This is a genomic window from Plantactinospora sp. DSM 117369 (genome assembly GCF_053764795.1).
Genome location: NZ_CM132446.1, coordinates 7,538,825 through 7,564,127, shown reverse-complemented (window position 1 = coordinate 7,564,127; position 25,303 = coordinate 7,538,825). Strand labels below are relative to the sequence as shown.

The following is a 25,303-nucleotide window of genomic DNA, read 5'->3' as shown; positions in this document are numbered from 1 at the left end:
GTCCGGACGGCCCCGGCGAGGTGGTCGTCGGGCAGGCGGCGGTCGACCAGCTGCTGGACGTACTCGATCTCCGCCAGCTCGACGAGATGACCTTCCGGGGGATGAGCCCTCCGGTCGGCCCGCAACGGGTCTACGGCGGCCAGGTCGCCGGCCAGGCACTGGTCGCGGCCGGCCGGACGGTCGATCCGGGCCGGTTCGTGCACTCCCTGCACGGCTACTTCGTCCGGCCCGGCGACCCGGCCGAGCCGATCGAGTACCAGGTGGAGAACATCCGGGACGGCCGCTCCTTCTCGGTACGCCGCTCGGTCGCGCTCCAGCACGGCAAGCCGATCTTCTTCATGTCGGCCTCCTTCCACCACGAGGAGGAGGGGCTCGACCACCACGCCCCGGCGCCGGTCGACGTGCCGGCGCCGGAGGCGCTGCCGACCATGGCCGACCGGCTGGCCCGCTATCCGGAGCGGCTCGGCATCTGGGCGATGATCCCCCGCCCGATCGACGTCCGCTACGTCGGCGAGCCCGGCTGGGTACGCCCCGGCGACCGGCCCGCCGACCCGCACCAGCGGGTCTGGATGCGGATCGACGGCAAGCTGCCGGACGATCCGCTGCTGCACGCCTGCGCGCTCACCTTCGCCTCCGACCTGACCCTGCTCGACTCGGTCCTCTCGGTGCACGGCGAGGTGTGGGGGCCGGGCGGGCTGGTCGGGGCAAGCCTCGACCACGCGCTCTGGTTCCACCGCCGGTTCCGGGCCGACGAGTGGTTCCTCTACGACTGCTGGAGCCCGTCCGCCTCGGGCGGCCGGGGGCTCGCCACCGGCCGGATGTTCACGGTCGACGGCCGGCAGATCGCCAGCGCGGTACAGGAAGGGCTGCTCCGCCGGGTCGGCGCCTGACCGGGGCGGTTAACCTTCCCACATGCGTCTCTCTGCCCGGGTCGACTACGCGCTGCGCGCCGTTGCCGAAATCGCCGCACGCGCGGAGGAGGGCGGGCTGGATCCGCGTCCGGTGGCCACTGGCCGGTCCCGCCCCGCCGCCCGGGCCGCCGACGCCGGGCCGAACCGGCGTCCGACGCCGCTGACCGCCGAGCAGATCGCCCGGGCCCAGGACATCCCGCCGAAGTTCCTGGAGAGCATCCTGCTGCAACTGCGCCGGGGTGGCATCGTGCACGCCCAGCGTGGCCCCGAGGGTGGCTACTGGCTGGCCCGCCCGGCGCCGGAGATCTCGCTGGCCGAGATCATCCGGGTGATCGACGGCCCGCTGGCCAACATCCGGGGGCAGCGCCCGGAGGATCTCGGCTACGCCGGAGCGGCGCGGGCCCTCCAGGAGGTCTGGATCGCGCTGCGGGCCAGCGAGCGGGAGATCCTGGAGTTGGTCACCATCGCCGACGTGGCGAACGGCAAGCTGCCGGACCGGGTCCGGGACCTCGCCGCCGACCCGGCCGCCTGGACCTGACCGGCCGGATCGTCCCACCAGCCGCCCTCGGTGCCGAAGCGCCGAGATAATGGACTTGAGTCTCCAGCGGCTGGAAGGTTGATGCTCGTCCCGTGAACGACCGCACCGAGCTGTTCACCATCGGACAGCTCGCCCGACGCACCGGCCTGCCGGTCCGGACCATCCGGTTCTGGTCGGACGTCGACGTCATCCCGCCGACCGGCCGGTCCGCGGGTGGCTACCGGCTGTACGACACCGAGGCGGTGGCTCGGCTGGAGCTGGTCCGGACCCTGCGCGAACTCGGGCTCGACCTCGGGACGGTGCAGCGGATCCTGGAGCGGCAGAGCACCCTGGCCGAGGTAGCGAGGGCGCACGTACGCGCCCTGGACACCGAGATCCGCGCGCTCCAGTTGCGCCGGGCCGTGCTGCGGTCGATCGCCCGACGGAACAGCACGACCGAGGAGATGAGCGTGATGAACAAGCTGGCCCGGCTCTCCGCACAGGAGCGGCAGCGGATGATCGACGACTTCGTGGACCGTACCTTCGCCGGCGTCGACCCGGACGAGCCCGGGGCGAAGATCGCCGAGGCGATGCGGCAGCTCCCGGCCGAGCTGCCCGACGATCCCAGCCCGGAGCAGGTGGACGCCTGGCTCGAACTCGCCGAGCTGGTCGGCGACCCGGAGTTCGCGCAGCGGGCCCGGCAGATGGCGGTGGCCGGCGCGCAGCCGGCCGGCGACCGGGCAGCCGCGCCGCCGCCGTACGACCCGACGGTGGTGATCGAGCAGGTCGGTCGGGCGATGGCGGACGGGATCGCCCCGGACTCGGCGCAGGGCCGGGCGGTGCTGGACCGGATCGTGGATCCCGGCGTACCGGCCGACGAGCGGGTCCGGGTCGCCGACGAGGTGGAGACCTTCACCGACCGCCGGGTCGAGCGGTACTGGGAGTTGCTGGGCGTGCTCAACGGCCGGCCGCCGTTCCCGCCCCGGGTGCCGATGTTCGAGTGGTTCATCGCCGCACTGCGCGCCTCCGCCTGAACCGCGCTGGGCGCCTGAGGCTGAACCGCGCTGGGCGCCTCCGGCTGAACCCTTCCGGGCGCGTGCCGGGCGGCGGTCCGTAGCTTCGCCGACCGCCGCCCGGTGCGGCTCAACCCCGCCGGTCCGGCAGCGCCGCCGCGATCTCGCCGATCAGCCGCCAGGTCTGCGCCACGTGCTCCTCCCGGGTGTACGGCGAACCCGGCACCAGCCGCAGCGTGTAGCGGCCGTCCACCCGGGTGTGCGTCAGGTACGCCCGGCCGGTGGCGTTCACCCGGGCCAGCAGTTCGGCGTTCGCCCCGTCGTCGGCGGCACCGTCGGATGTGGACCGCAGCCGGAAGCAGACCAGCGCGAACGGGCTCGGCGCGACCAGCTCGAACCGCTGGTCGGCCCGGACCCGGTCGGCGAACCGCTCGGCCAGCGCGATGCTGTCCCGGATGTGTGCGCGCAGGCCCTCGGCGCCGTACCAGCGGAGCACGAACCAGAGTTTCAGGGCCCGGAACCGCCGCCCGAGCGGCACCTGCCAGTCGCGGTAGTCGAGCACCTCACCGGACTCGGTCGCCGCATTGCGGAGGTACTCCGGCAGCACGGTCAGCGCCTCGACCAGTTCCGCCCGGTCCGCCACCCAGAACGCGTCGCAGTCGAAGCCGGTGAGTAGCCACTTGTGCGGGTCGAAGCAGTACGAGTCGGCGTACTCCAGCCCGGCGTGGGTGTGCCGCAGTTCCGGGCAGACCGCGGCGGCTCCGGCGTACGCGGCGTCGACGTGCAGCCAGAGGCCGTACTCCCGGCACAGCTCGCCGATCGCCGGGATCGGGTCGACCGCGTTGGTGGAGGTGGTGCCGATCGTCGCCACCACCGCCGCCGGAACCAGCCCGGCCGCCAGATCCGCCTCGATCGCGGTGCGCAGCGCCGCCGGATCCATCGCCAGGGTCTCCGGGTCGACCCTGACCGTACGCAGCCCCGCGTCGCCGAGTCCGGCGATCCGGACCGCCTTCTCGATCGCCGAGTGCCCCTGGCTGGAGGCATAGACCCGGTACGCCCGCGCCACCCCGTGCCCCCGCCACCGCCCGGCACCGGCCCGGTGCAGCGCGGCCAGTGCGGCGATCAGGATGGCCGAGGAGGCCGAGTCCTGGATCACGCCGCCGCCGGAGCCGCTGGACCGGAACCGTGCCGGCAGGTCGAGCAGTTCCGCCAGCCAGTCCAGCACCACCGTCTCGACCTCGGTGCAGGCCGGGCTGGTGGACCAGAGCATGCCCTGCACGCCGAGGCCGGCGCAGACCAGGTCGCCCAGCACGCTCGGGCCGGAGGTGTTCGCCGGGAAGTAGCCGAAGAACCGCGGATGCTGCCAGTGGGTGAGGCCGGGCGTGATCACCGTGTCCAGGTCGGCGAGGAGCCGGTCGAACGGCTCACCCCGCTCGGGTGGGCCGGGCGGCAGCCGGGCGGCGACCGTGCCGGGCGGATCGGCGGAGGTGACCGGCCGCTGGTCCAGTGTGGACCAGTAGTCGGCGATCCAGTCGACGACCTGGTACCCGTGTCGCCGGAACTCGTCCGGGGTCATGTGGTTGGCCATGTCCCCGAGTCGACCAGCCCCACCGTTGCCGATCAAGAACCGTTGCCGATCAAGAAACCGGGTGGCAGGAATCGTGCGGCGGGAGCCGTGCGGCAGGGGACCTTGCGGCAGGGGAGCCGGTCGGCGTGCTCAGGCGGCCGGCGAGCCGGTGGGTACCCGACCGGACCGGACCGGGCCCGGCGGCGGCGCGGCCGCCGTGCTGGCCCGGACGGTCAGCCGGGGTGGCAGCAGGGTGCCCTCCGGGACCGGCTCGCCCTCCAGCTTGCGCATCAGCAGCGACACCGCCTGCCGGCCCACCTCCTCGGCCGGGATCAGCACCGAGGTCAGCGCCGGACTGGCCCGCTCGGCGACCTCGTCCGGGCAGATCGCCACCACCGAGATCTCCTCCGGCACCCGCCGGCCCAGCGTCGGCAGCGCGGCGAGCACCTGGCCGACCGCCGCCTCGTTGTGCACCACCAGCGCCGACAGGTCCGGCGTTCGGGCCAGCAGCCCGGCCACCTCCTGGACGACCGCCTCGAAGTTCTCCTCACACGGCTGGGCGATCGCCGCGATCCCGTGCCGCTGCGCGGTCTCGGCGAACCCGGCCCGGGTGCGGTGGGCGAAACCGGTGTCCCGGTCGTAGACCACCGCGGGGGCGCCGAGCAGCGCGATCGTGCGGTGGCCGAGCCCGGCCAGGTGCTCGACACAGACCTGACCGGCGCGATAGAAGTCCAGGTCCACGCAGGTGAGTCCGGACGGGTCGGCCGGAAAGCCGATCAGTACGCTGGGCCGTTCCAGGTCGCGCAGCAGCGGCACCCGGGGGTCGTGCATCTCGACGTCCATCAGCACGATGCCGTCGACCATCGCGCTGGCGGCGATCCGGCGCAGCCCGGCCGGGCCCTCGTCGGCGGTCATCAGCAGGACGTCGTGGTCGAACTGCCGGGCCGTGGTCACCACGGCGGTGGCGAACTGCATGAGCACCGGCAGGTGCATGCCGGAGCGCAGCGGCAGCACCAGGGCGATCACGTTGGCCCGCTTGCTGGCCAGCGCCCGGGCCCCGGCGTTCGGGTGGTAGCCGAGGCCGCGCACGCTGGCGAGTACCCGCTCCCGGGTGGACGCCGAGATGGCGCGCTTGCCGCTGAGCACGTACGACACGGTGCTGACCGCGACCCCGGCGTGCCGGGCGACGTCGGCGATGGTCACCATGTCCGCACGCTTGGCGGAGCCTCCGCTGGACTGCCCGGGCGTCGGTCGCGAGGTGGGGCGCGACGATTCGGACACTAGGCGCCTCCAGATCCCGTCCCGGTACGGTCGCCGTCCCCGCCGGCCGTGAAGGTCAACCAACTCACCGTAGCGCCGGGGGCGTCGAACAGCACATACAGGTCCCGTACCCCGGTCGCCGCACCGTGCCAGTGGCCGGTCACCTCCCGGGCCGGCCGCCGGTCCGGGGTGGCGGCCCCGTTCGGCGGCGCACCGGCGCCCGGCTCCGGCGCACCGGAGCCGGTGGGTGGGACGGCGATGGTGCCGGCGACCGGGCCCCGGACCGGATCGTCAAGCCGGAGTACGAGTTCGGCGCCGTCCGGCAGCGGTCGCCGGCCACCCACCCGGGCGGCCACGCCGCCTACCCCGGCACCGAAGTCGACCCGGGAGAACCGGATCCAGCCACCGGCCTCCCGGGCGACCACGGCGGCACCGTCCGGTCCGTCCGGCAGCGGCTCGGTGCCGGCGTACTCGTCGTGGTCGGCCGCCCAGAGTGGACCCGCCAGCGGTTGGCGGGGGCGCACCGGCTCGCCGTGCACCGCCAGGGTGGTGGTCAGCACCAGGTCGGCACTGGACCGGCCGACCGCGACGGTGTGCCGGGCGTCCTCCACCACGTACCGGCCCCGGGTCACGTCCCAGTGCGCCAACTCGCTGGCGCGCAGCCGGAGCCGCACCGTGGTCTGCGCGCCCGGGGCCAGGCTCACCCGGGCGAAGCCGCGGAGCTGGCGCAGCGGCTGCTTCACCCGGGACCGCCGCTGCCTGGTGTAGAGCTGGACCACCTCGTCGCCCGGTCGCGAACCGACGTTGGCCACCCGCACGCTGACCTCGATCTCTCCGGCCGCGTCCACCTCGTCCGCGCTCAGCCGCAGGTCAGAGTAGGCGAATTCGGCGTAGCTCAGCCCGTGGCCGAACGGGTAGAGCGGGGTGCCCCGATGGTAGAGGTACGTAGTGTCGGTGGCTATCACGTCGTAGTCGAACAGGTCGGGCAGCTCGGCCGCGTCGTGGTACCAGGTCTGGGTCAACCGGCCACCCGGGTCGGCGTCCCCGGCGAGCACGGCCGCCAGCGCGGCGCCGTACTCCTGGCCGCCGTGCGCCGACCACAGGATCGCCGGCAGATGCTCGTCGGCCCAGTTCAACGCGTACGGATAGCTGCTGCTGACCACCAGCACGGTACGCGGGTTGGCCGCGTACACCGCCCGGAGCAGTGCCTCCTGAGCGCTCGGCAGCGCCAGGTCGGCCCGGTCCTCGGTCTCCCGGCCGCAGACCATCGGGTGGTTGCCGAGCACCACCACGGCGACGTCGGCGTCCCGGGCCAGCGCCGCCGCCTCGGCCGCACCGTCGGCGACGAGCTCGACGGTGAAGCCGGTGCCGTCGACCGGGTCCACCGCGTCGGCCCGGAGCACACCGTCCGGGCCGACCCGGACGTACCGCCGGCTGGCCAGGTGGAGCAGCACCCGGTCGCCGGTCTCCCGGTCGACCAGCCGGAACGTCTCCCGGACCACCCAGCCGCCCGGGCCGGGGCGGTCGTTGAGCAGCGGACCACCCTCCTCGCCGGCGCCGACGTGCCGGCCGTTCGCCACGCTGCGCAGCGCGACGACGTCCTGGCCCCAGTCGAAGACCTCGAACCAGCCGTCTCGGGGCACCGTCCCGGCCCCACCCGGCGCCGCCCCGCCGTCGCCATCCACCGGCCCGACTCCGCCGTCCGAGGCGGCGCCGTCCGGCGCCGTCCCCGGGCGGACCTGGTCGACCCGCAGGGTGGCGCCCTCCGGGTCACCGGCGGCCCGGACGTAGCCGTCGGCGGTCCGCAGCGCGATCCGGTCCGCCCCGCTGTGCTGCGTCGTGCTCGCCGGGGCGAACCGGGCGGCCAGGCCGTCGCGGGCGGTGATCGCGTACGGCAGGGTGCCGCTGTACCAGTCCTCGTAGAGCGTGTCGGCCAGCGGCCCGAGTACGGCCAGCCGGCCGATCCGGCCCGGATCCAGCGGCAGCAGTGCCCCGGTGCCGGGCCGGGCCACGTTGCGGAGCAGCACCAGCGACTGCCGGGCGGCCTCCCGGGCCAGCTCCTGGTGCGCCGGGCAGTTGATCACGTCCGAGGTGATCGCGGTGTACGGGTTCCGCTCGGGCGGGTCGAAGTCGCCGAGCCGGAACCGGAGGGTGAGGATCCGCCGGACCGCCGTGTCCAGGTCGGACTCGTCGAGCAGCCCGCGCCGCAGCGCCTCGGTCAGCCGCGCGATCGTCGGCCCGGAGTCCTCGCTGTCCTCGGTGAAGCTGTCGATGCCGGCCCGCAGCGCGGCGGCGTAACCGCTGGGATGGTCGGGGTGGTAGCCCTGGGCGCCGGCGATGTTGGAGATGGCACCGGCGTCGCTGACGACCAGGATCTCGTCGCTGGTCCAGCGGCGCAGTTCGGTGTCGATCAACGGGCTCAGGTGCGCCGGCCGGCCGTTGACCAGGTTGTACGACGCCATCACGGCCACCGCCGCCCCGGTGGCGATGGGCGCCCGGAACGCGGGCAGTTCGTATTCGTACAGCACCCGGGGCGGCAGGTTGCTCGACGTGGTGCACCGGTCGGTCTCGTTGTTGTAGCCGAGGAAGTGCTTCAACGTCGGCGCGGTCTTCAGGTAGTCGGGGTGGTCGCCGCGCAACCCCCGGGCGTACGCGGTGCCGAGCCAGCTGGTCAGCCAGGGATCCTCGGCGTAGCCCTCCTCGTTGCGGCCCCACCGGGGGTCGCGGAGCGGGTTGACCACCGGCGCCCAGACGTTCAGCCCGACCCGGGTCGGGTCCTTGTGGTGCAGGCCCCGCACCTCGTCGCCGACCGCCGCGCCGACGGCCCGGATCAGTTCGGGGTTCCAGGTGCTGCCCAGGCCGAGCGCCTGCGGGAAGACGGTGGCCGGGCCGAGCCAGGCCAGCCCGTGCAACGCCTCGGTGCCGGTGCGGAACGCCGGCAGCCCGAGCCGGGGCACCGGAGCCTGGTGCTGGTGCAGCAACGCGATCTTCTCCGCCCGGCTGAGCCGGCCGAGCAGGTCGGCGACCCGTACGTCGAGCGGCTGGTCAGGGTCGCGGAACGTCGTGTCGGTCATGGTCGATCACCTTCCATGATCTTCGACTAGCGCTGCGCGGCGGTGGAGGCCGGGGTGGTGGCGACAGTCGAAGCGCTTCGAGCAAGCGGGACGGGATGGAGCGGGCGGGTGCCCGGCCGTCAGCCCGGGAAGCTCGAAGCGCTTCGACGACCGGGGAAAAAGTACTCCACCGTGGATAGCGGTTTCCCGCTGGTCACGAGGGAGCATTTCGAGGCTTCCACCAGCCGCCGTACCGGTCAAGGGGTTGCGTCGAACGGATTGGTAGGTATCGGTTTCCATCGGTCCCGCCGGACCGGCCGGTCATGCCGTCGTGGCTGCTCGGGACGGTACGGGCCGGCGCGGTCCCGGTCGGCTCCGCGCCTGGCGTGGCGTGCCGCCGTGGACGCGGCCGTCCGGTGTGGTCGGTCCGGTCAGCGCTGCCCGGCCGGTTGCCGGGGCGCGTCGGACGGCCGTGGATCTTGCGGAGCGGGCGCCTGCGGGCCGGACGTGGCCGTCCCGGCGCTCGCCTCCGGCTCCGGATCGCCAGGTGTGGTGCTGGATCGGGTGGGCGTCTTCCGGGAGACCCGGGCGGACGGGCCGGCATCCCGGGCGGTGCCCTGGGCCGGGTCGCGGAGCGGTAGCCGGCCGGCGTCGACGGTCTCCAGGGTCCGGGCCGCCCCGCCGGCCGCCGCCGCGCCGGTGCCGAGGGCCGAGGCGAGCAGCCGGGCCCCGCCGGCCTCCGGAGCCAGCGTATGGGCGTGTAGTTCGGCCTCGGCGGCGGGCAGCAGCCACGGCGCCAGCGTCGCGAAGTAGCCGCCGAGCAGCACGACCTCGGGGTTGACCAGGTTCGCCAGCAGGGCGACGGCCCGGCCCAGGTGCCGGCCGGTCTCGGCGAGCGCGTCGAGGGTGGCCCGGTCGCCCCGGCGGGCCTTCGTCCGGATCCGGTCCACCTCGGGGGCGAAGTCGGTGACCGGGCCGTCCTCGGCCGCGTCCGGCAGCGCCCGCCGGATCAACGCCGGGATGCCGGCCACCACCTCCAGGCAGCCGCGTCGGCCACACGGGCAGAGTGGACCGTCCGCGACGACCGGCACATGACCCAGCTCACCGGCGAACCCGCGCCCGCCGCGCAGCAGCCGGCCGTCGGCCACCACGCCCGCGCCGAGCCCGGCGCCGCCGGTCAGGTGCACCAGGTTGGCGGTGCCGGCGTACGGGCCGTGCCGGTATTCGGCGAGGGCGGCGAGGTTGGCGTCGTTGTCCACCACCACCTCGTAGCCGGGATCGCGCAGGGCGCGCCGCAGATCGGCACCGAGTGGTAGGTCGCGCCAGCCGAGCGTGGTGGCGAGCCGGACGGTGCCGCTGGGGTCCACCAGGCCGGGGACGGCGACGGTGAGGCCGAGCACCTCGCGCCCCTGGTTGCCGACCCGGTTGACGGCCCGGCCGGCGAGCGCCGCGATGGCGCTGACCGCCCGGCCGGGGGAGGCGGACGAGCCGTCGAAGGCGCGCCGCCAGGAGAGCAGTTCGGTGCCGGCGAGGTCGACGGCGACCACGGTCAGCTCGTCGATGCTCACCTCGATGCCGATCGCCGCGTACGGGGCGCCGTCGACCACCAGCATCGTCGCGGGGCGGCCGATCCGGTTCTCGGCCAGCCCGGTCTCCCGGACCAGTCGCCGGTCCAGTAGTTCGGCGACCAGGCTGGAGACGGTCGCCTTGTTCAGCCCGGTCGAGGCGGCGATGTCGGCGCGGGAACAGGGTGCGTGTGCCCGGACGAAGCGCAGCACGACGGCGAGGTTCGTGGCCCGTACGTCGGCGAGATCGGCCGGCTGTGGCCCGGTCTGCGTCGTGAACAAGATCAGCCCCGCTCCTCGCGTGTCGGTCTCCGGGCCCGGTGTCACGCCGGTTGCCGACGGCGCGCCCATCATGCCGCACCGCCACGCACGGGCCACGCTCGCCCGTCGCGCCATGATTCCGGTGTCTTGTGGCACCGGTCACCGTCGATTACTTTTGTTTAGTCACCCGACTAACTAACTCTACCCCATACCCACCCAGCAACCGAACGGGTTCGTCCGCCGCGTGCCACGCGGGTCGCCGACCCGGACGGTGATATCGAAGGGAGCGCCCCCCGTGGAACCATCCGGCCCGGGCAGCGCCACCAACCGTAGGAACTTCCTGAGCCTGGTGGGCCTCGGTGCCGCGGCGACCGTCGGCAGTGGCCTGCTCGCCGGCTGCGGCGGCGAGGTCGCCTCCACCAGCGACGCGCAGAACCTCGACAAGCTCGCCGGCCTGCTGCCCAACCAGAAGGAGCTGCCGCCCGGCATCCCCAAGCCGAGCATCGTCGGCACCCGCCCGGTGCCGGACGGCTACACCGAGTTCCCGAGCACCCTGGTCGACGCCATCACCGACAAGCCCGGCACCAGCGGCCAGCGGATCAACGCGATGACCCCGGCCTGGGGGCCGGCCCCGCCCGGGCTCGGCCAGAGCCAGTACCTGGCGGCGGTCAACGCGGAACTGGGCGTCGAGGTCAACTTCAGCGTCCAGGACGGCAACCTCTACGCCGACAAGCTCAACGCCATGCTCGGCGCCCGGGACGTGCCGGACCTGCTCTGCGTACCGGAGTGGGAGGTCTCCAAGCTGCCGCGGTTCGCCGACGCGACCGCCGCGCTCTTCGAGGACCTCACCGACTACCTCAAGGGAGCCGGGATCGACCCGTACCCGATGCTGGCCACCTTCCCGGTCGGGGCCTGGCGGCACGCGTTCTGGAACGAGCGGCTGATGGCGGTGCCCTGCCCCAAGGACGGGCCGTTCCCGTGGGCGCTCTTCTACCGCAAGGACCTGCTCGACGCGGCCGGTCTCGGCTATCCGAAGACGATCGACGAACTCTTCGAGGTCGGCAAGAAGGTGACCGACCCCGGCAAGGGGGTCTGGGCGTTCAACGACATCTTCGCGATGGTCCAGATGTTCCACAAGGTGCCGGGCAACGACGACGGCTGGCGGCTGAAGCCGGACGGCACGCCGGAGTTCAAGTACGAGACGCCGGAATTCAAGCAGTCCGTCGAGTTCATGGCCAAGGTCTACCAGGCCGGCCTGGTCCACCCGGACCTGGTGGCCAGCAAGGGCGCCGACTCCAAGCAGTTGATCGCGGGCGGCAAGATCATGTTCTTCCAGGACGGCCCGGGCGCCTGGCAGGTGATGCAGGCCGAGCAGCAGCGGATCACCCCCGGCTTCAACATCCAGCCCGTGCCGATCTTCTCGGCCACCGGCGGCGACCCGCTGGTCTGGGGCGACGACAACCCGATCTCGTACACCTTCATCAAGAAGGGGCTGGGCAAGGCCCGGGTGGAGGAACTGCTGCGGGTGATCAACTGGTGCTCGGCGCCGTTCGGCACCAGGGAGTTCGACCTGCGTGAGTACGGGGTGGAGGGCACGCACCACAACCGGACCGCGACCGGCCCGGTCAAGACCGACCTCGGCTTCAAGGAGATCCAGAACCAGTACTTCTTCATCAGCGGGCGCAGCCCGGTGGTGCAGCCGTTCCCGCAGACCCCGAACTACGTCCGGGACATGCTCACCTACTCCAACGAGATGGTGAAGTACCTGGAGAAGGACCCCTGGTCGGGGTTGAAGCTGGAGATGCCGGCCCGGTTCAAGGCGAGCCTCACCCCGACCGACGACAAGGTGACCGACCTGCTGCGCGGCCGCCGGCCGATCAGCGACCTGGAGACGATCGTCGCGGAGTGGCGCAACGGCGGCGGTGACGAGGCCCGGGAGTTCCGCGCCAAGGCGCTGGCCGACGCCGGACGATGAGTACCCGCGAAACGGCCCGGCCGGGTGGCGCCGGCGAGGACCGGAGCCGGCAGCCCGGCGGGTACGCCCCGGTGACTCCGCAGGCCGGCGGCCGGGCGGGCGAGCCGAGTGCCCTCGTCGAACCCACCGTCGCGCCGACCCGGCCCGGCGAGGATCCGCGGAGCGGGCCGGAGCAACCCCGGGACAGCCCCGCAGCAGCCGTACCCGCCTCCGGCGGTCCGGGCCGGACGGGTAGCGGGCCGGTGCGGCACGGGCGGAAGCGGCGTCGCGAGCGGGCGCCGCTGCGGGCCCGGCTGCGTCGGGACTGGCCGCTGCTGGTGATGGTCGCCCCGGCCGCGCTGCTGCTGCTGGTCTTCCACTACCTGCCGACGCTCGGCAACGTCGTCGCGTTCCAGGACTACAACCCGTACGCCGGGGACAGCCCGCTGCAGGCGTTCCTGCACAGTCCGTGGATCGGGACGACCCACTTCGAGACGCTCTTCGGCGACCCGGCGTTCTGGGACGCGCTGCGCAACACCCTGGCGATCACCGCGTTCCAACTCGTCTTCTACTTCCCGCTGCCGATCATGCTGGCGATCATGCTGCACAACATCCTCTCCCCGAGGCTGCGGGGTTTCGTGCAGACCGTCGTCTATCTGCCGCACTTCTTCAGCTGGGTGCTGGTGGTCACGTTCTTCGTGCAGATGTTCGGCGGGGCCGGGCTGCTCGCCCAGGAGATGCGTGACGTCGGGCTCGAACCCTGGAACATCATGTCCAACCCGGACACCTTCATCGTGCTGGTCACCGCCGAGACGGTGTGGAAGGACGTCGGTTGGGGCACCATCGTCTTCCTCGCCGCGCTCTCCACCATCGACCCGCACCTCTACGAGGCGTCCGCGGTCGACGGTGCGAGCCGGTGGAAGCGGCTCTGGCACGTGACGCTGCCCGGGTTGCGGCCGGTGATCGTACTGCTGCTGATCCTGCGGCTCGGTGACGCGCTCTCGGTCGGCTTCGAGCAGTTCATGCTGCAACGCGACGCGGTGGGACGGCAGGCCGCCGAGGTGCTGGACACCTTCGTCTACTTCAACTCCATCACCACCGGCAACTACGGCTACGGGGCGGCGGCGGGGCTCTTCAAGGCCGTGGTCGGGCTGGTCCTGATCCTGGCGGCCAACCGGTTCGCCCACGCCCTCGGCGAGCGGGGAGTGTATTCGCGATCATGACTGTGACAGATCCCCTGCGGACGGCTCCACCGCACCGGCACCGGGGGCGGAACCAACGACCGGCCTGGGAGGAGAAGCCGAGCGCGGTCGGCCAGGTCTTCCGGGGCGGCGTGCTCACCGGTGTGGTGCTGGCGGTGCTGATCCCGCTCTGGGTGGTGCTGGTGACGAGCCTGGCGTCCCGGGAGACGATCAACGAGGCGGGCGGGTTGGTGGTGGTGCCGAGGGAGATCGACTTCTCGGCGTACCGGGCGATCTTCTCCGGCGGGTTGGTCACCCAGGCACTCTGGACCAGCACGCTGGTCACCATCGCCGGTACGGCGGTGAGCCTGGTGCTGACCGTGCTGGCCGCGTACGGATTGTCCCGGCCCGGCTCGGTCGGGCACCGGGGGCTGCTCTTCTACTTCCTGCTGACGTTCCTGATCTATCCCGGCATGGTGCCGAGCTATCTGGTGGTCACCGCGCTCGGGCTGAAGGACCAGATCTGGGCGCTGGTGCTGCCCACCGCGATCAGCGTCTTCAACCTGGTGGTGGTGCGGGCGTTCTTCCAGAACATCCCGACCGAACTGCTGGACAGCGCCCGGATCGACGGCGCCGGCGAGTTCCGGATCCTGGCCCGGATCGTGCTCCCGCTCTCCCGGGCGGTGATCGCGGTGGTCGGGCTCTTCTACGCGGTCGGCTACTGGAACGTCTGGTTCAACGCCCTGCTCTACATCGACGACAACTCGAAGTTCCCGATCCAGCGGGTGTTGCAGAGTTTCATCCTGGCCGGCCAGTCGCCGAACAACGCCGGCACGCTCGGCGTCTCGATGCCGCCGACGCTGGCCATCAAGATGGCCGTGGTGGTGGTCACGGTCTCGCCGATCGTCCTGGTCTATCCGTTCGTGCAGCGCCACTTCGTCAAGGGCGTGATCATCGGGGCGGTGAAGGGCTGACTCGGGGTCGCCGGGAGTGACCAGAGGAGCCGGAGTGCCAGGAGTGTGACTTGTAGTAGACGATCCGTAACGGACCGGATTGATATGCTGGTCGGCATGACCGCCATGGCCCCGACCCGTACCGTCCCGGACGTCTCCTTCCTGCTCGATCGCAGCAGCCACGTGCTGCGCACCCGGATGGCCGCGGCGCTGGCCGAGATCGGGCTGACCGCCCGGATGCACTGCGTGCTGGTGCACGCCATGGGGGAGGAGCGGACCCAGGCTCAGCTCGCCGAGATCGGTGACATGGACAAGACGACCATGGTGGTCACGGTCGACGCGCTGGAGGCGGCGGGTCTGGCGCAGCGGCGGCCGTCTGGTACGGACCGGCGGGCCAGGATCATCGCGGTCACCGCCGAGGGAGCCCGGGTCGCGGCGGAGAGTCAGGCGATCGTGGACCGGGTGCACGCGGAGGTGCTGGCGACGCTCGGCGAGCGGGACCGGGAGGTCTTCCTGCGGGTGATGGAGGGCCTGGTCACGGGCCATCTGGCCGAGCCGGTCGAGACCCCTGGACCGGTACGCCGGGCCCGCCAGCGCGAGAGCTAGATCCCAAACAGATAGTCTGCAACAAAACTATCTGCTACGGTCCCTCCTGTCGGCATCACTGACAGGAGGACGACGTGTCCCAGACTTCCGCGCCCCGCGCCGCCACCGGCACCGCTCCGGCGACGGCCGAGCCGCCGGTCACCGGCGGACCCGCGTCCCGGCGGCGGTGGCTCGCCCTCGGAGTGATCGCCTCGGGGACGTTGATGACCATCCTCGACGGCAGCATCGTGACCGTGGCGATGCCGGCCATCCAGCAGGACCTGGGCTTCTCCGCCGCCGGCCTGAGCTGGGTGGTCAACGCCTACCTGCTCGCCTTCGGCAGCCTGCTGCTGCTCGCCGGCCGGCTCGGCGACCTGTTCGGCCGCAAGAGGATGTTCCTGGCCGGCACGGCCCTCTTCACCGGCGCGTCGGTGCTGGCCGGAGTGGCCGGCTCGCCGGCCGTGCTGATCGCCGCCCGCTTCCTCCAGGGCGTCGGCAGCGCGGCGGCGACCGCGGTCGCGCTGGGCATCCTGGTGACGCTCTTCGTCGAACCCCGGGAGCGGGCCCGGGCCATCGCGGTGTTCGCCTTCACCGGTGCCGCCGGCGCCTCGCTCGGCTCGGTGCTCGGCGGGGTACTCACCGACCTGCTCAACTGGCAGTGGATCTTCTTCATCAACCTGCCGATCGGGCTGGCGGCGCTGGCGATCGCCCGGCCCGCACTGCCGGCGGACCGGGGACTCGGCCGGGCGGCCGGCGCCGACGTCCTCGGCGCACTGCTGGTCACCGCCGGTTTGGGCCTGGGCCTGCACACCGTGGTCAGCGTCGAGTCGCGCGGCTGGACCTCGCCGGCCACCCTGGGCTTCGGTGCAATCGCCGTACTGCTGCTCGCCGCGTTCGTCGCCCGGCAGGCCACCGCGGTCAGCCCGCTGATGCCGCTGCGGATCCTCCGGTCCCGCAACGTCGCCGGGGCCAACCTGGTGCAGGTGCTGATGGTCGCGGCGTGCTTCGCGTTCCAGGTGCTGGTCGCGCTCTACCTCCAGCAGGTGCTCGGCTACGGCGCCGCCGGGACAGGGCTGGCGATGCTGCCGGCGGCGGTGACGATCGGCGCGGTCTCGCTCGGCGTCTCGGCCCGGCTCAGCGCCCGGTTCGGCGAGCGGAACGTGCTGCTCGCCGGGCTGGTGCTGCTGGTCGGGGTGCTCGGGCTGCTCACCCGGGTCCCGGTGCGGGCCGACTATCTCACCGATCTGCTGCCGGTGATGCTGCTGACCGCGGGCTTCGGGCTCGCCCTGCCGGCGCTGACCAGCCTCGGCATGTCCGGCGCCCGGTCGGACGACGCCGGGCTGGCCTCCGGACTCTTCAACACCACCCAGCAACTCGGGATGGCGGTCGGGGTCGCGGTGCTCGCCACGCTGGCCGCCGGGCGTACCGAAGAATTGCTGGCGGCCGGCGCGAGCCAGCCGGCCGCGCTGACCGGCGGGTTCCGGCTGGCCTTCGCGGTCGCCACCGGGCTGCTGGTCGCCGCGTTCGCCGTCGCGTTCACGGTGCTGCGCCAGCCCGCCCGGCGCTGACCTGCGGCGGTCACCTGAAGGGGGACGGGGCGCCCCCCACCTGGGCACCCCGCCCCGACCTTCAACCCCGCACGGTGGGTAGTCCGTCCAGCGGCACCGCGCTCGTCGCGGTGCCGCCCAGCAGTAGCCGCCCGGGCAGCCGGGCGCCGTCGACCGGGGCGAGGGCGACGCCGCTGACCAGGAGCGGTCCGTCGACCTCCACCCGGAACTCGTCGCCCGAGCGGCTGGCCCGGATCGTGGTGTCGCCGTCGACGTCGTGCACCACCGTGCTGGCGTCGGTGGCGCCGAAGCTCAGCACGGTGACGTCGGAGAACGCTCCGTCGCCGACCCGGTCGGCCGGCGGCATCACCGGGATCAGCGCGCCGTACCGGACGAAGAGCGGGATCTGCCCGAGCGGCCGGTGCACCCGCAGGTGCCGGCCACCGGCGTGCACCTCGCCGGTCCAGAAGTCCACCCAGTCGCCGGCCGGCAGATAGAGGTGCCGCCGGTTCTCCGGACTGGTCATCGGCGCCACCAGCAGGTCCGGGCCGAGCCGGTACTCCAGCTCCGCCGTCCAGGCGGCCGGGTCGTCGGGGGAGTCCACCAGCAGGGCCCGCATCATCGGGGCACCGGTCCGGGCCGAGGTCACCGCGGCCGAGTAGAGGTACGGCATCAGCCGGTAGCGCAGCCGCAGCGCCTCGACCGTGAGCCGTTCGGCCTCGGCCGGGAAGTCCCAGGGTAGCCGGCTGGTGGTGCCGTGGAACCGGACCAGCGGGGAGAGCGCCCCGAACTGCGCCCAGCGTACGTAGAGGTCCGGCGTCGGCGTGCCGTGGAACCCGCCGCTGTCGTGGCTCCAGAACGGCACCCCGGACAGGCCGTGGCTCAGCCCGCCGCGCAGCGTACTGGCCAGTGCCGGGTACGTCGCGTTCACGTCACCGCTCCACTGTGCCGCGTGCCGCTGCCCACCCAGGTACGACGACCGGGCCCACACCGTGCCGTGCCCGGCCACCTCGCGGGTGACCTTGACCACGACATCGTTGAAGAGCAGCGCGTAGACGTTGTGCAGCTCGACGCCGGTCATCCCGTTGTGCGCCACCGCGTCCGCCGGTACTCCCTCGGCGAAGTCGGTCTTGAACACGCTGGCGCCCTGCTCCAGCAGCGGCCGGAGCAGCCCGGTGAACCAGTCGACCGCGGCCGGGTTGGTGAAGTCCACGATCCCGCCGGCCGGGTGGCTGCCGTGCCAGGTGTCGGCGACGTAGACCGAGCCGTCGGCCCGGCGCAGGAAATAGCCGGCCTCGGCCGCCTCGGCGTACAGCGGGCTGCCGGTCATCACGTACGGGTTCATCCAGAGGCTGACCTTGAAGCCCTGTCCGGCCAACTCGGCCAGCATGCCGGCCGGGTCGGGGAACTGCTCGGCGTCCCAGCGCAGGTCCGACCAGGCGCCGGCGACCTGCCAGTAGCAGTCCAGGTGCAGCACGTCGCAGGGGATGCCGCGCTCGCGGATCCGCCGGGCCCGGTCCAGCACCCGCCGCTGGCTGTCCCGGAAGAAGCCGGAGGAGATCCAGGCGCCGAACGCCCACTTCGGCGGCAGCGCCGGCCGGCTGGTCAGCCGGTCGTACCGGTCCAGGATCTGCGTCGGGGTGGGCCCGGCGATCACGTAGTAGTCGATCAGGTCGTCCGGTACCAGGATCTGCACGCAACTGTGCGTGGACTGGCACATGTCGAACTCGACCGGCATGCCGCTGTCCACCAGCACCCCGTAGCCCCGGTCGGAGAGGTAGAGCGGGATGTTCTTGTGCGAGCGGTCCGACTCGCTGCCGAAGGCGTCGAAGTTCCACATCAGCGCCCGCTGGCCGCGCTTGTCCAGCGGGGTGAACTTCTCGCCGAGCCCGACGAACCGCTCGTCGCCGGGGGTCACGAAGCTCTCGTGGTACGCCGCGACCGCGCCGTCGACAAGTGAGCGGCCGAACGGCAGCGTGCGCAGCCGGCCGCTGATGTCCTGCTCACCCCGGCTCTGGCTGACCAGCACCGCGCCGGTCGGGTCGACGAAGCGCAGGTGCCACGGGTCGAGGCTCAGCTCGGCGACCACCGCTCCGGCATCGACGCGGACCCGGTCGCCGTCGACGTGGACCTCGGCCCGGTGCGCCTGGGGATGTACCAGGGGCAGTGCCCGGCTGGCCCGACCCCGGGCGAGCGGGTCCTCGCTGAGGCGTACCCGGATGACGCCCTCGGCGGCGGCGGTGATCCGGACCGCGAGCGAGCCGCCGTCCGAGGTGGCCGCCTTGAGGGTCACGCCCTGGCCGTCCGTGCTCAGTACCTCGGCCCGGTGAAGCGCGGAGAGCCCGTGCTCGCCCGGCGCCCGGACCGGCAGGTCGGGCGGATCGGCGACGAACGTCTCGTGCGGCACCAGGGGCGGGCGGTACGGCATGCGGTCTCCTCGGCTCCCGGGACGCGGGTCCCGCACCGCCGACGGTGCCGGCCGGCGCATGGACTCCCCTTAGTTTCTTTGGTAACCCAACAAACTGTCAACGGCACGATCGCGGTCGATGCGTCAGGCCGGCTGCCAGCAGGAGGAGCTGTTGGTGCGTGACGGTGACCCGGATGGCGTCCGAACCGCCGTAGCAGAGGGCGCCCTGCCGGCCGTTGCCGCTGATCAGGGCCGCTGCCCAGTCCTCAATCCGGGTGGTCGAGCCGAGGCCGTTGACAGGGCGATGCACCCCGCCTACTTTGGCTGGAACCCAAACAAAGGTCAACGGCGACGGTTGCGGGTACGCCGGGAGAGGCGGGGCGGGTGCGCTGGCCGAAGGGTCTGACCGGGCTCTGCTACGGCGGTGACTACAACCCCGAGCAATGGCCGGCAGAGGTCTGGCCGACCGACGTCGAGCTGATGCGGCGGGCCCGGGTCAACCTGGTCACCGTCGGGGTCTTCGCCTGGTCCCGGCTGGAGCCGCAGCCCGGCCGGTACGACTTCGAGTGGCTGGACCAGGTGCTCGACCTGCTGCACGACGGCGGCATCCGGGTGGCGCTGGCGACCCCGACCGCGTCCCCGCCGCCGTGGTTCTCGCTCCGGCACCCGGACGCGCTGCCGGTGACCGCCGACGGGGTACGGCTCAGCCACGGCAGCCGGGACACCTACTGTGCCAGCGCCCCGGCGTACCGGGCGGCGGCCCGGGAGATCGCCGTCGCGCTCGCCGAGCGCTACCGGGACCATCCGGCGCTGGCGCTCTGGCACGTGCACAACGAGTACGGCACCACCTGCTACTGCGAGCATGTCGCCGTCGCCTTCCGGGCCTGGCTGCGGGCCCGCTACGGCGACCTCGACCGGCTCAACGACGCGTGGACCGGCAGCTTCTGGAGCCAGCACTACTCGGGCTGGGAGCATATCCGGCCGCCCCGGGCCACCCAGTACCTCGGCAACCCGAGCCAGCTACTGGACTTCCGCCGGTTCGTCTCCGACGAGCTGCTGGAGGCGTACGTCGAGCAGCGGGACCTGCTCCGGGCCGCCACCCCGGACGTACCGGTGACCACCAACTACGTGCTCGGCGGCTGGGTACCGGTGGACCACGCGCGGTGGTCCGCCGAGGTGGACCTGGTGGCGATCGACCACTATCCGGCGGAGACCGGGCCGGGCGCCGACGAGCAGACCGCGTTCGCCGCCGACCTGGCCCGGTCCTGGGCCCGGCACGGGCAGCGGACCGGGCGGGCCGGCCGGACCGCCGCCGGACCGCCGGAGGGCCGGAACCCGCCCGGCGGCCCGGCCTGGCTGCTGATGGAGAGCGCGCCGAACCTGATCGTCACGCCGGACCGGATGCACGCCAAGGAGCCGGGCCGGATGACCCGGCACAGCCTGGCCCACGTCGCCCGGGGATCCCGGGGTGCGATGTTCTTCCAGTGGCGGGCCTCCCGGGGCGGTGCCGAGGTCTTTCACTCCGCACTGGTCCCGCACGCCGGCCCGGACAGCCGGGCGTTCCGCGAGGCGGTGTCGCTCGGCGCACTGCTCGACCGACTCTCCGAGGTGGACGCCGGCACGGTACGGGCGCGGGTGGCGATCGCCTGGGACGCCGCCAGTTGGTGGGCGTTGCAGGCCACCGTGCTGCCCTCGGCGCAGCTCGACTACTCCGCCGAGGTGTCGGCGGCACACCGGGCGCTGTACCGGGCCGGCCACGCGACCGACTTCGTGACCGACGGCGACGACCTCTTCGGGTACGCCCTGCTGGTGCTTCCGGCGCTCTACCTGGTCTCCGACCGGTACGCGTCCCGGATCCGCGACTACGTGGCGGCCGGCGGTCACCTTCTGGTCAGCTACTTCAGCGGGATCGCCGACGAGCATGCCCGGGTCCGGGTCGGCGGCTATCCGGGAGCGCTGCGCGACCTGCTCGGCATCCGGGTGGAGGAGTTCCATCCGCTCGATCCGGACACCCGACTGCCACTCTCGGACGGCACCACCGGTCGGCTCTGGGCCGAGACCGTACGCCTGACCGGCGCGACGCCGTCGGTCGGTTACCTCGGCGGACTCCTCGACGGCCAGCCCGCGCTGACCCGGCACGGGTACGGCGACGGCGTGGCCTGGTATCTCGCCACCCGGCTCGACGACGACCCGTACCGCGACCTGCTGGCCCGGCTGGCCGAGGCGGCCGGCGCGGCACCGACCTGCCCGGCGGCGCCGGCCGGGGTGGAGGCGGTCCGCCGGTCCAGCGCCGAGACGAGCTGGCTCTTCCTGCTCAACCACACCGACGCGCCGCAGACCGTCGCGGTGTCCGGAGTGGACCTGTTCACCGGCGTACCCGTCGACCCGGTGGTGCTGCCCGCCGGAGGTTGTGCGGTGCTCCGCGAGACCTGAGATTTCCGGTGCGTGTTCCCGGGTGGACGGGAATGGCGGTTGCCGGTGTCGTGAAAGCGATAGTGAACACAAATGTTCAGCGCGACCCGCGTCATACGGAGCGAGTGTGTCACTGCGGCTTTGTATCGGCTGCATTAGCCGATCGTCAGGGATGGCCGCCGGACGGTGGACCGGAGCCCGCCGCCCCTACCGCTACGCTGGCGGTCCGAGCTTATGTCAGGTGATTCCAGCTCGGCATGCTCGTGAGACACATATGACCGGGGTGTGCGTGGGATGACCACGAGAACCGACGCGGAGGGTGGAGCGTGGTGACGGCTACAGTGGAAGTACCGGTCAACGCCGCTGATCTTCAGGAGTACCGGGCGTATCTTCAGCGCGGAGAAACGCGTCTATCGACTCTCCACCGGGTGGCGGGCGCCTTTCTCGGCGGGGCCGGCCTGCTCACCCTGCTTCCGGTGCTGTTCCGTGACACCTTTTCGGAGTTGTTCTCCGAGCTGCTGTTCCTGCCCTACCCTTCTTTTCCGCCATCCAGCGCGCCGCAGCGGTGGCTCATGATGTTCCCGGTCGCTGTCTCCCTGGTGCTACCTCTGTGGGCACTCTATGCCCTGTTACGCGACCTGGTCCGCTTCTACTTCACGAGCCACCACTTCGGCGCCCAGTACCCAGGCGTTTCGTACCCGAGGTTCATCCTGTCCGGGATCCGGGTTTCCGACAAATCCCTGTCCGATCCGGAACCGATACGTCAGGCGCGTCAGGAACTCGGGGTGACGGAGTTGCTCGTTCCGGTGTCGGCCGCCGCCCGGCAGCGACTGCTCAGAGAAGCCCATCTCATCGGTGAGTGCCGGGGCCTTGAAGTCACCTCCAACATGACCGTCGTGCAGAACAAGCTGCGCGAGTTCATGTTCAAGTACACCGCGTCGGTCCCGCGGACGCTGGCTCAGGAATCCGCCAAGATGGAGGCATCGCTGGCGCGTCACAACCTGTTGCTCAGGGTTCTCGTTCTCCGGTACGCCAAGGCGTTCCTCCTGACCATCCTCACCACCGGGATCACCATCACCACCCTGGTCTTCCTCGACCTCGCCGCACCGGCGCGCCGGGTCGAACTGGTGGGTAACGCGGGCACGGAGGTGGTGCCCGGGACGGTGCTGTGGCTCGGGGTCCTCGGTGTCTACGCGGCCTGGTGCCCGGTTGCCGCGTTTGTCGTGCGGCGTCCTGTCGCCTGGATCTACCAGGAACTGGACGACCGGAACCGGTCCTTCAGAACTCCGCAGAGTCTTCTCCAGTTTGAGGTCGTCACACTCGCCTCGGTCGCATTCGCCAGCATTCTCACGACCGCCTCGCTGTGCTGGTTCGTGCTGGAATCGCAGAGCCTGGCGGCCACCTGGCCCGCGATGGTGGCGGGTGTGGCGCTACTGGGGGCGACGCTCCTGTACGTGGGCAGGAACATCGCCTCGGGATTGAGGAGGGACGGGTGAGCGGTGAGGAGACGGAGACGGCGAACGCCTCGACGGCAGTGAGCGACCACGGATCGGGCGTCGACGAGGTGCTCGCGATGAAAGTAGAGGTCGCGGAACTCCGGGAGTGGCTGACGAACCTCAAGCACGAGTACGTGCTGGCCGGCGCTTCCGTGCGGGACGGCGCGGACGCCGACGTGGAGATGATACGCCAACTGCGGCAAGAGGCGGAGAGCCTCGTCAAGTTGGTGCGCAGCGCGACCCTGTTCGGCCGGTACGCCGACGACGCGGACCACCATCGCCGCCAAGCGAATCGATGGCGACGGTTCGCCGTCGCAATCCTCGTCACGGCGGTGGGCCTGGCGGTCTATTTCGTCGTCGCGGTGCCGAACCTGGCGTGGTATCAGATCGCGGTGCCGATGCTGCCACTCGCGCTTCTGTTCACCTACGCCTCAATCGAGTCACACAACCATCGACGCGCCGAACTCGATCGCAAGCGTATCTATCTTCGGATGGCCGCGATCGAGTCCTACACGACGACCGACATTAGTGATCAAGCTCGTGACGACCTGGGTGGACTGCTCTACAAGTTCATAGAGAAGCACTTCATCGAGCCCCAGCTCGACCCCAATGAACTTTCATCGGTCTCGGCAGGCTGGCCCGCCTGGCGTGCGCGTGTCGAGCGGCGGGGCGGAGGCCGGCAGTCGCAGTAGGAAGCGGGATCGGATAGGGCCGTTGAGGTGCCTCCCGTAGCCCGGCGGCTCCGGTCCGGGCATTTCACCCGCGGGTATGCCCGGACAGCGTCCGCCGCCGGGTATGCCACTATGCATCGATGGCATATCCCTCGGTCCCACCGCCGGGCATGGCCCTGGCCGCCTACCCGTACCCGGTCCCGCTGCCGCCGGGCTGGGGCGCGCTGATCGTCTCGGCGAACCGGGGGCCCTACCTCGTGCCCGCGCCGAGCACCTGCAAGCTGAAGATCGATGGGCGTGAGGTCTCCGGAATGGCGGAGGGCACCTTCCACATCGCGGTGCCGGCCGGGGAGCACGAGGTCAAGTACACCGACCTGTTCGGCATCCCGATGATGACCACGAGGGTCGTCGTACAGCCGGGTGCCGGGCACCAGTTGTCGTTCCGGTTCGGCGGGTGGCGCAACCGGGTGCACGACGGGCTGGGCACCGACGTGACGAAGTTCGGCATGTGGTCGAACTACAGCATCGCCCTGATCAGCTTCGGCGTGGTCGGCCTGATCTGCTGCGGCGGGCTGGTGCTGGTCCCGATGCTGACCGGCGGGGGCGGGAGCTGACCCACCCGTACGGCCCGGAGTGGCGGGTAGCGCTCAGAAGTAGTCGAGCAGTTCGGCCCGGTGGCCGGCGCCGAGCAGGTCGAGCGCGCCCGGGTCGGTGCCGGCGGGGCAGCGCAGCAGGCCGGCCTCGGCGACCGCGTACCCGTCGGCGGCACCGGTGTAGAGCAGCGCGAAGCCGCGTACCGAGAGCTGGGTCGGGGGCTCCTCGGGGATCCGGTGCAGTTCGGCACCACCGCCGTCGACCTCCAGCCGCCAACTGCCGGAGTTCCACGGCGCGATCTCGTCGGTCAGTGCGAAGTCGACCCGACCGCGCACGTGTGCCGGCCAGCCCCGGCTGCGTACCGCCCGGACCACGTCGACCGGCCGGTGCATCCAGATCCGCTGCTCGTGCTGCCGGGCCTGCTCCAGCGGCAGGTTGGCGGCGACCGCGTCGGTGCCCAGCGGCCAGAGCCGGACGGTCGGGGTGACGCTCTGCCAGCTCGCGAGTACGCCGACCAGTTGGCGGGCCGCCTCGGGCGTGCTGGCCAGCACCTCCTCGACGGTCAGTACGGCGTGCTGGTCGTAGCCGCGACCGCGCTGCCAGCTCGCGTACCCGACCAGCCGGCCGTCCTGCTCGACCAGGGTGAGCCCGTCCACCCCGTCCGGCAGCGCCGTCGGAGGCTGGTTCCGGTCGAAGACCCCGCCCCGGCGGGTGAGCAGGCCGCAGCGGTGCCGGGCGATCCGCTCGTACAGGTCGGCCGTGGCGGCGAGATCGGCGGGACCGCCGGGCCGGACCGTCAACCCGGGGGCCGGCCGGTGCCGGGGCAGCGCCACGGTGGGCAGGTCGACGGCGCGCAGGGCGCCGGTCACCTCCCAGCCGGCCCGCCGGTACGGCCCGGTCACCGTCGGATAGAGCGCGCTGATCGCGGCACCCCGCTCGCGGGCACCCCGGAGCAGCTCGCGGAGCAGCGCCAGGGCCACGCCCTGGCCGCGCGCCTCGGGCAGCACCGCGACTCCGCCGACGTCCGCCGCCGAGACCCGGCGGCCGGCCCACCACTGCTCGTGGTGCAGGTCGACCGCCTTGCCGACCAGCCGGCCGTCCGGGTCGAACGCGCCGTAGCCGGTGACGCCCGGCCGGGGATCGGTCGACGGTGCTGCGGTGGACGGGGCGGAGCCGAAGGCCAGCCGCCCCAACTCGCCGGCTGCGGCCAGGTCGTCGGCTTCGAGCTGCCGGATGAGGGTGGGCACCGACCGAGCCTAGTCAGCCCGCCTCGACCGTCGCGAGCGAGTTCGTCGCCGGGTGCCGGCCCACGGCCGGGCCGGCGGGACGCTCCGGTGGCGGCGCCGGGCGGGCTGA

At 72.3% G+C, this 25,303-nt stretch carries 18 protein-coding genes; 12 read left to right on the top strand and 6 right to left on the bottom strand.

Translation table 11 applies throughout. The annotated features are described in order from the left end of the window. The first annotated feature begins 20 nt into the window (after positions 1-20). The 3 genes from ACSMXO_RS32105 (at position 21) to ACSMXO_RS32095 (ending at position 2,462) form a co-directional block, all read left to right on the top strand. Positions 21-890 carry an acyl-CoA thioesterase gene (locus ACSMXO_RS32105; protein ID WP_455419360.1) on the top strand — a complete coding sequence of 290 codons (870 nt, stop codon included), beginning with the start codon at positions 21-23 and terminating at the stop codon, positions 888-890. A gap of 22 nt (positions 891-912) precedes the next feature. Continuing rightward, a complete protein-coding gene (locus tag ACSMXO_RS32100; RefSeq protein ID WP_346262265.1) occupies positions 913-1,449 on the top strand; it encodes an RrF2 family transcriptional regulator in 537 nt (178 codons plus the stop codon). 92 nt (positions 1,450-1,541) lie between these two features. After that, positions 1,542-2,462: a helix-turn-helix domain-containing protein gene (locus ACSMXO_RS32095; protein WP_346262264.1), complete on the top strand. Its 921-nt coding sequence runs from the start codon at positions 1,542-1,544 to the stop codon at positions 2,460-2,462. Between the two features lie 109 nt (positions 2,463-2,571). Here ACSMXO_RS32095 and ACSMXO_RS32090 read toward each other — a convergent pair whose 3' ends face one another. From ACSMXO_RS32090 to ACSMXO_RS32075, 4 genes are all read right to left on the bottom strand, one after another. Next, on the bottom strand, positions 2,572-4,029 hold the full coding sequence (locus ACSMXO_RS32090) for a pyridoxal-dependent decarboxylase (protein ID WP_455414984.1): 1,458 nt from the start codon (positions 4,027-4,029) through the stop codon (positions 2,572-2,574). A 129-nt stretch (positions 4,030-4,158) separates the two neighbouring features. Continuing rightward, positions 4,159-5,214, bottom strand: coding sequence for a LacI family DNA-binding transcriptional regulator (locus ACSMXO_RS32085; protein WP_346262262.1), 1,056 nt, complete (start codon positions 5,212-5,214; stop codon positions 4,159-4,161). Positions 5,215-5,288: 74 nt separating this feature from the next. Beyond that, positions 5,289-8,342 carry a glycoside hydrolase family 3 C-terminal domain-containing protein gene (locus ACSMXO_RS32080; protein WP_455414983.1) on the bottom strand — a complete coding sequence of 1,018 codons (3,054 nt, stop codon included), beginning with the start codon at positions 8,340-8,342 and terminating at the stop codon, positions 5,289-5,291. Between the two features lie 410 nt (positions 8,343-8,752). Then, on the bottom strand, positions 8,753-10,168 hold the full coding sequence (locus ACSMXO_RS32075; protein WP_346262260.1) for an ROK family transcriptional regulator: 1,416 nt from the start codon (positions 10,166-10,168) through the stop codon (positions 8,753-8,755). Positions 10,169-10,442: 274 nt separating this feature from the next. Between ACSMXO_RS32075 and ACSMXO_RS32070 the strand changes: the two genes are divergently transcribed. The 5 genes from ACSMXO_RS32070 to ACSMXO_RS32050 all read left to right on the top strand — a co-directional run bounded on the left by ACSMXO_RS32070 (position 10,443) and on the right by ACSMXO_RS32050 (position 16,388). After that, positions 10,443-12,122, top strand: a complete 1,680-nt coding sequence (locus ACSMXO_RS32070) for an extracellular solute-binding protein (protein WP_455414982.1) — start codon at positions 10,443-10,445, stop codon at positions 12,120-12,122. Next, positions 12,119-13,324 carry an ABC transporter permease gene (locus ACSMXO_RS32065; RefSeq protein WP_346262258.1) on the top strand — a complete coding sequence of 402 codons (1,206 nt, stop codon included), beginning with the start codon at positions 12,119-12,121 and terminating at the stop codon, positions 13,322-13,324. The genes ACSMXO_RS32070 and ACSMXO_RS32065 overlap by 4 nt, the downstream gene beginning before the upstream one ends. After that, complete coding sequence (locus tag ACSMXO_RS32060) at positions 13,321-14,256, top strand: carbohydrate ABC transporter permease (protein WP_346262257.1); 936 nt, start codon at positions 13,321-13,323, stop codon at positions 14,254-14,256. The genes ACSMXO_RS32065 and ACSMXO_RS32060 overlap by 4 nt, the downstream gene beginning before the upstream one ends. A gap of 96 nt (positions 14,257-14,352) precedes the next feature. Then, complete coding sequence (locus ACSMXO_RS32055) at positions 14,353-14,841, top strand: MarR family winged helix-turn-helix transcriptional regulator (RefSeq protein ID WP_455414981.1); 489 nt, start codon at positions 14,353-14,355, stop codon at positions 14,839-14,841. 74 nt (positions 14,842-14,915) lie between these two features. Further along, positions 14,916-16,388, top strand: a complete 1,473-nt coding sequence (locus tag ACSMXO_RS32050; protein WP_455414980.1) for a DHA2 family efflux MFS transporter permease subunit — start codon at positions 14,916-14,918, stop codon at positions 16,386-16,388. A 61-nt stretch (positions 16,389-16,449) separates the two neighbouring features. On the opposite strand, the gene ACSMXO_RS32045 is transcribed toward ACSMXO_RS32050, so the two are convergent. Continuing rightward, complete coding sequence (locus ACSMXO_RS32045) at positions 16,450-18,795, bottom strand: TIM-barrel domain-containing protein (protein WP_455414979.1); 2,346 nt, start codon at positions 18,793-18,795, stop codon at positions 16,450-16,452. A gap of 363 nt (positions 18,796-19,158) precedes the next feature. Between ACSMXO_RS32045 and ACSMXO_RS32040 the strand changes: the two genes are divergently transcribed. The 4 genes from ACSMXO_RS32040 (at position 19,159) to ACSMXO_RS32025 (ending at position 23,967) form a co-directional block, all read left to right on the top strand. Continuing rightward, positions 19,159-21,207, top strand: coding sequence for a beta-galactosidase (locus ACSMXO_RS32040; RefSeq protein ID WP_455414978.1), 2,049 nt, complete (start codon positions 19,159-19,161; stop codon positions 21,205-21,207). Positions 21,208-21,515: 308 nt separating this feature from the next. Further along, positions 21,516-22,682, top strand: a complete 1,167-nt coding sequence (locus ACSMXO_RS32035; protein WP_455414977.1) for a hypothetical protein — start codon at positions 21,516-21,518, stop codon at positions 22,680-22,682. Continuing rightward, entirely contained in the window at positions 22,679-23,374 is a 696-nt protein-coding gene (locus ACSMXO_RS32030; RefSeq protein WP_455414976.1) for a hypothetical protein, read from the top strand. The genes ACSMXO_RS32035 and ACSMXO_RS32030 overlap by 4 nt, the downstream gene beginning before the upstream one ends. 119 nt (positions 23,375-23,493) lie before the next feature. Continuing rightward, a complete protein-coding gene (locus ACSMXO_RS32025; RefSeq protein WP_346262250.1) occupies positions 23,494-23,967 on the top strand; it encodes a hypothetical protein in 474 nt (157 codons plus the stop codon). 33 nt (positions 23,968-24,000) lie between these two features. On the opposite strand, the gene ACSMXO_RS32020 is transcribed toward ACSMXO_RS32025, so the two are convergent. Beyond that, positions 24,001-25,194 carry a GNAT family N-acetyltransferase gene (locus ACSMXO_RS32020; protein ID WP_455414975.1) on the bottom strand — a complete coding sequence of 398 codons (1,194 nt, stop codon included), beginning with the start codon at positions 25,192-25,194 and terminating at the stop codon, positions 24,001-24,003. Positions 25,195-25,303: the final 109 nt, after the last annotated feature.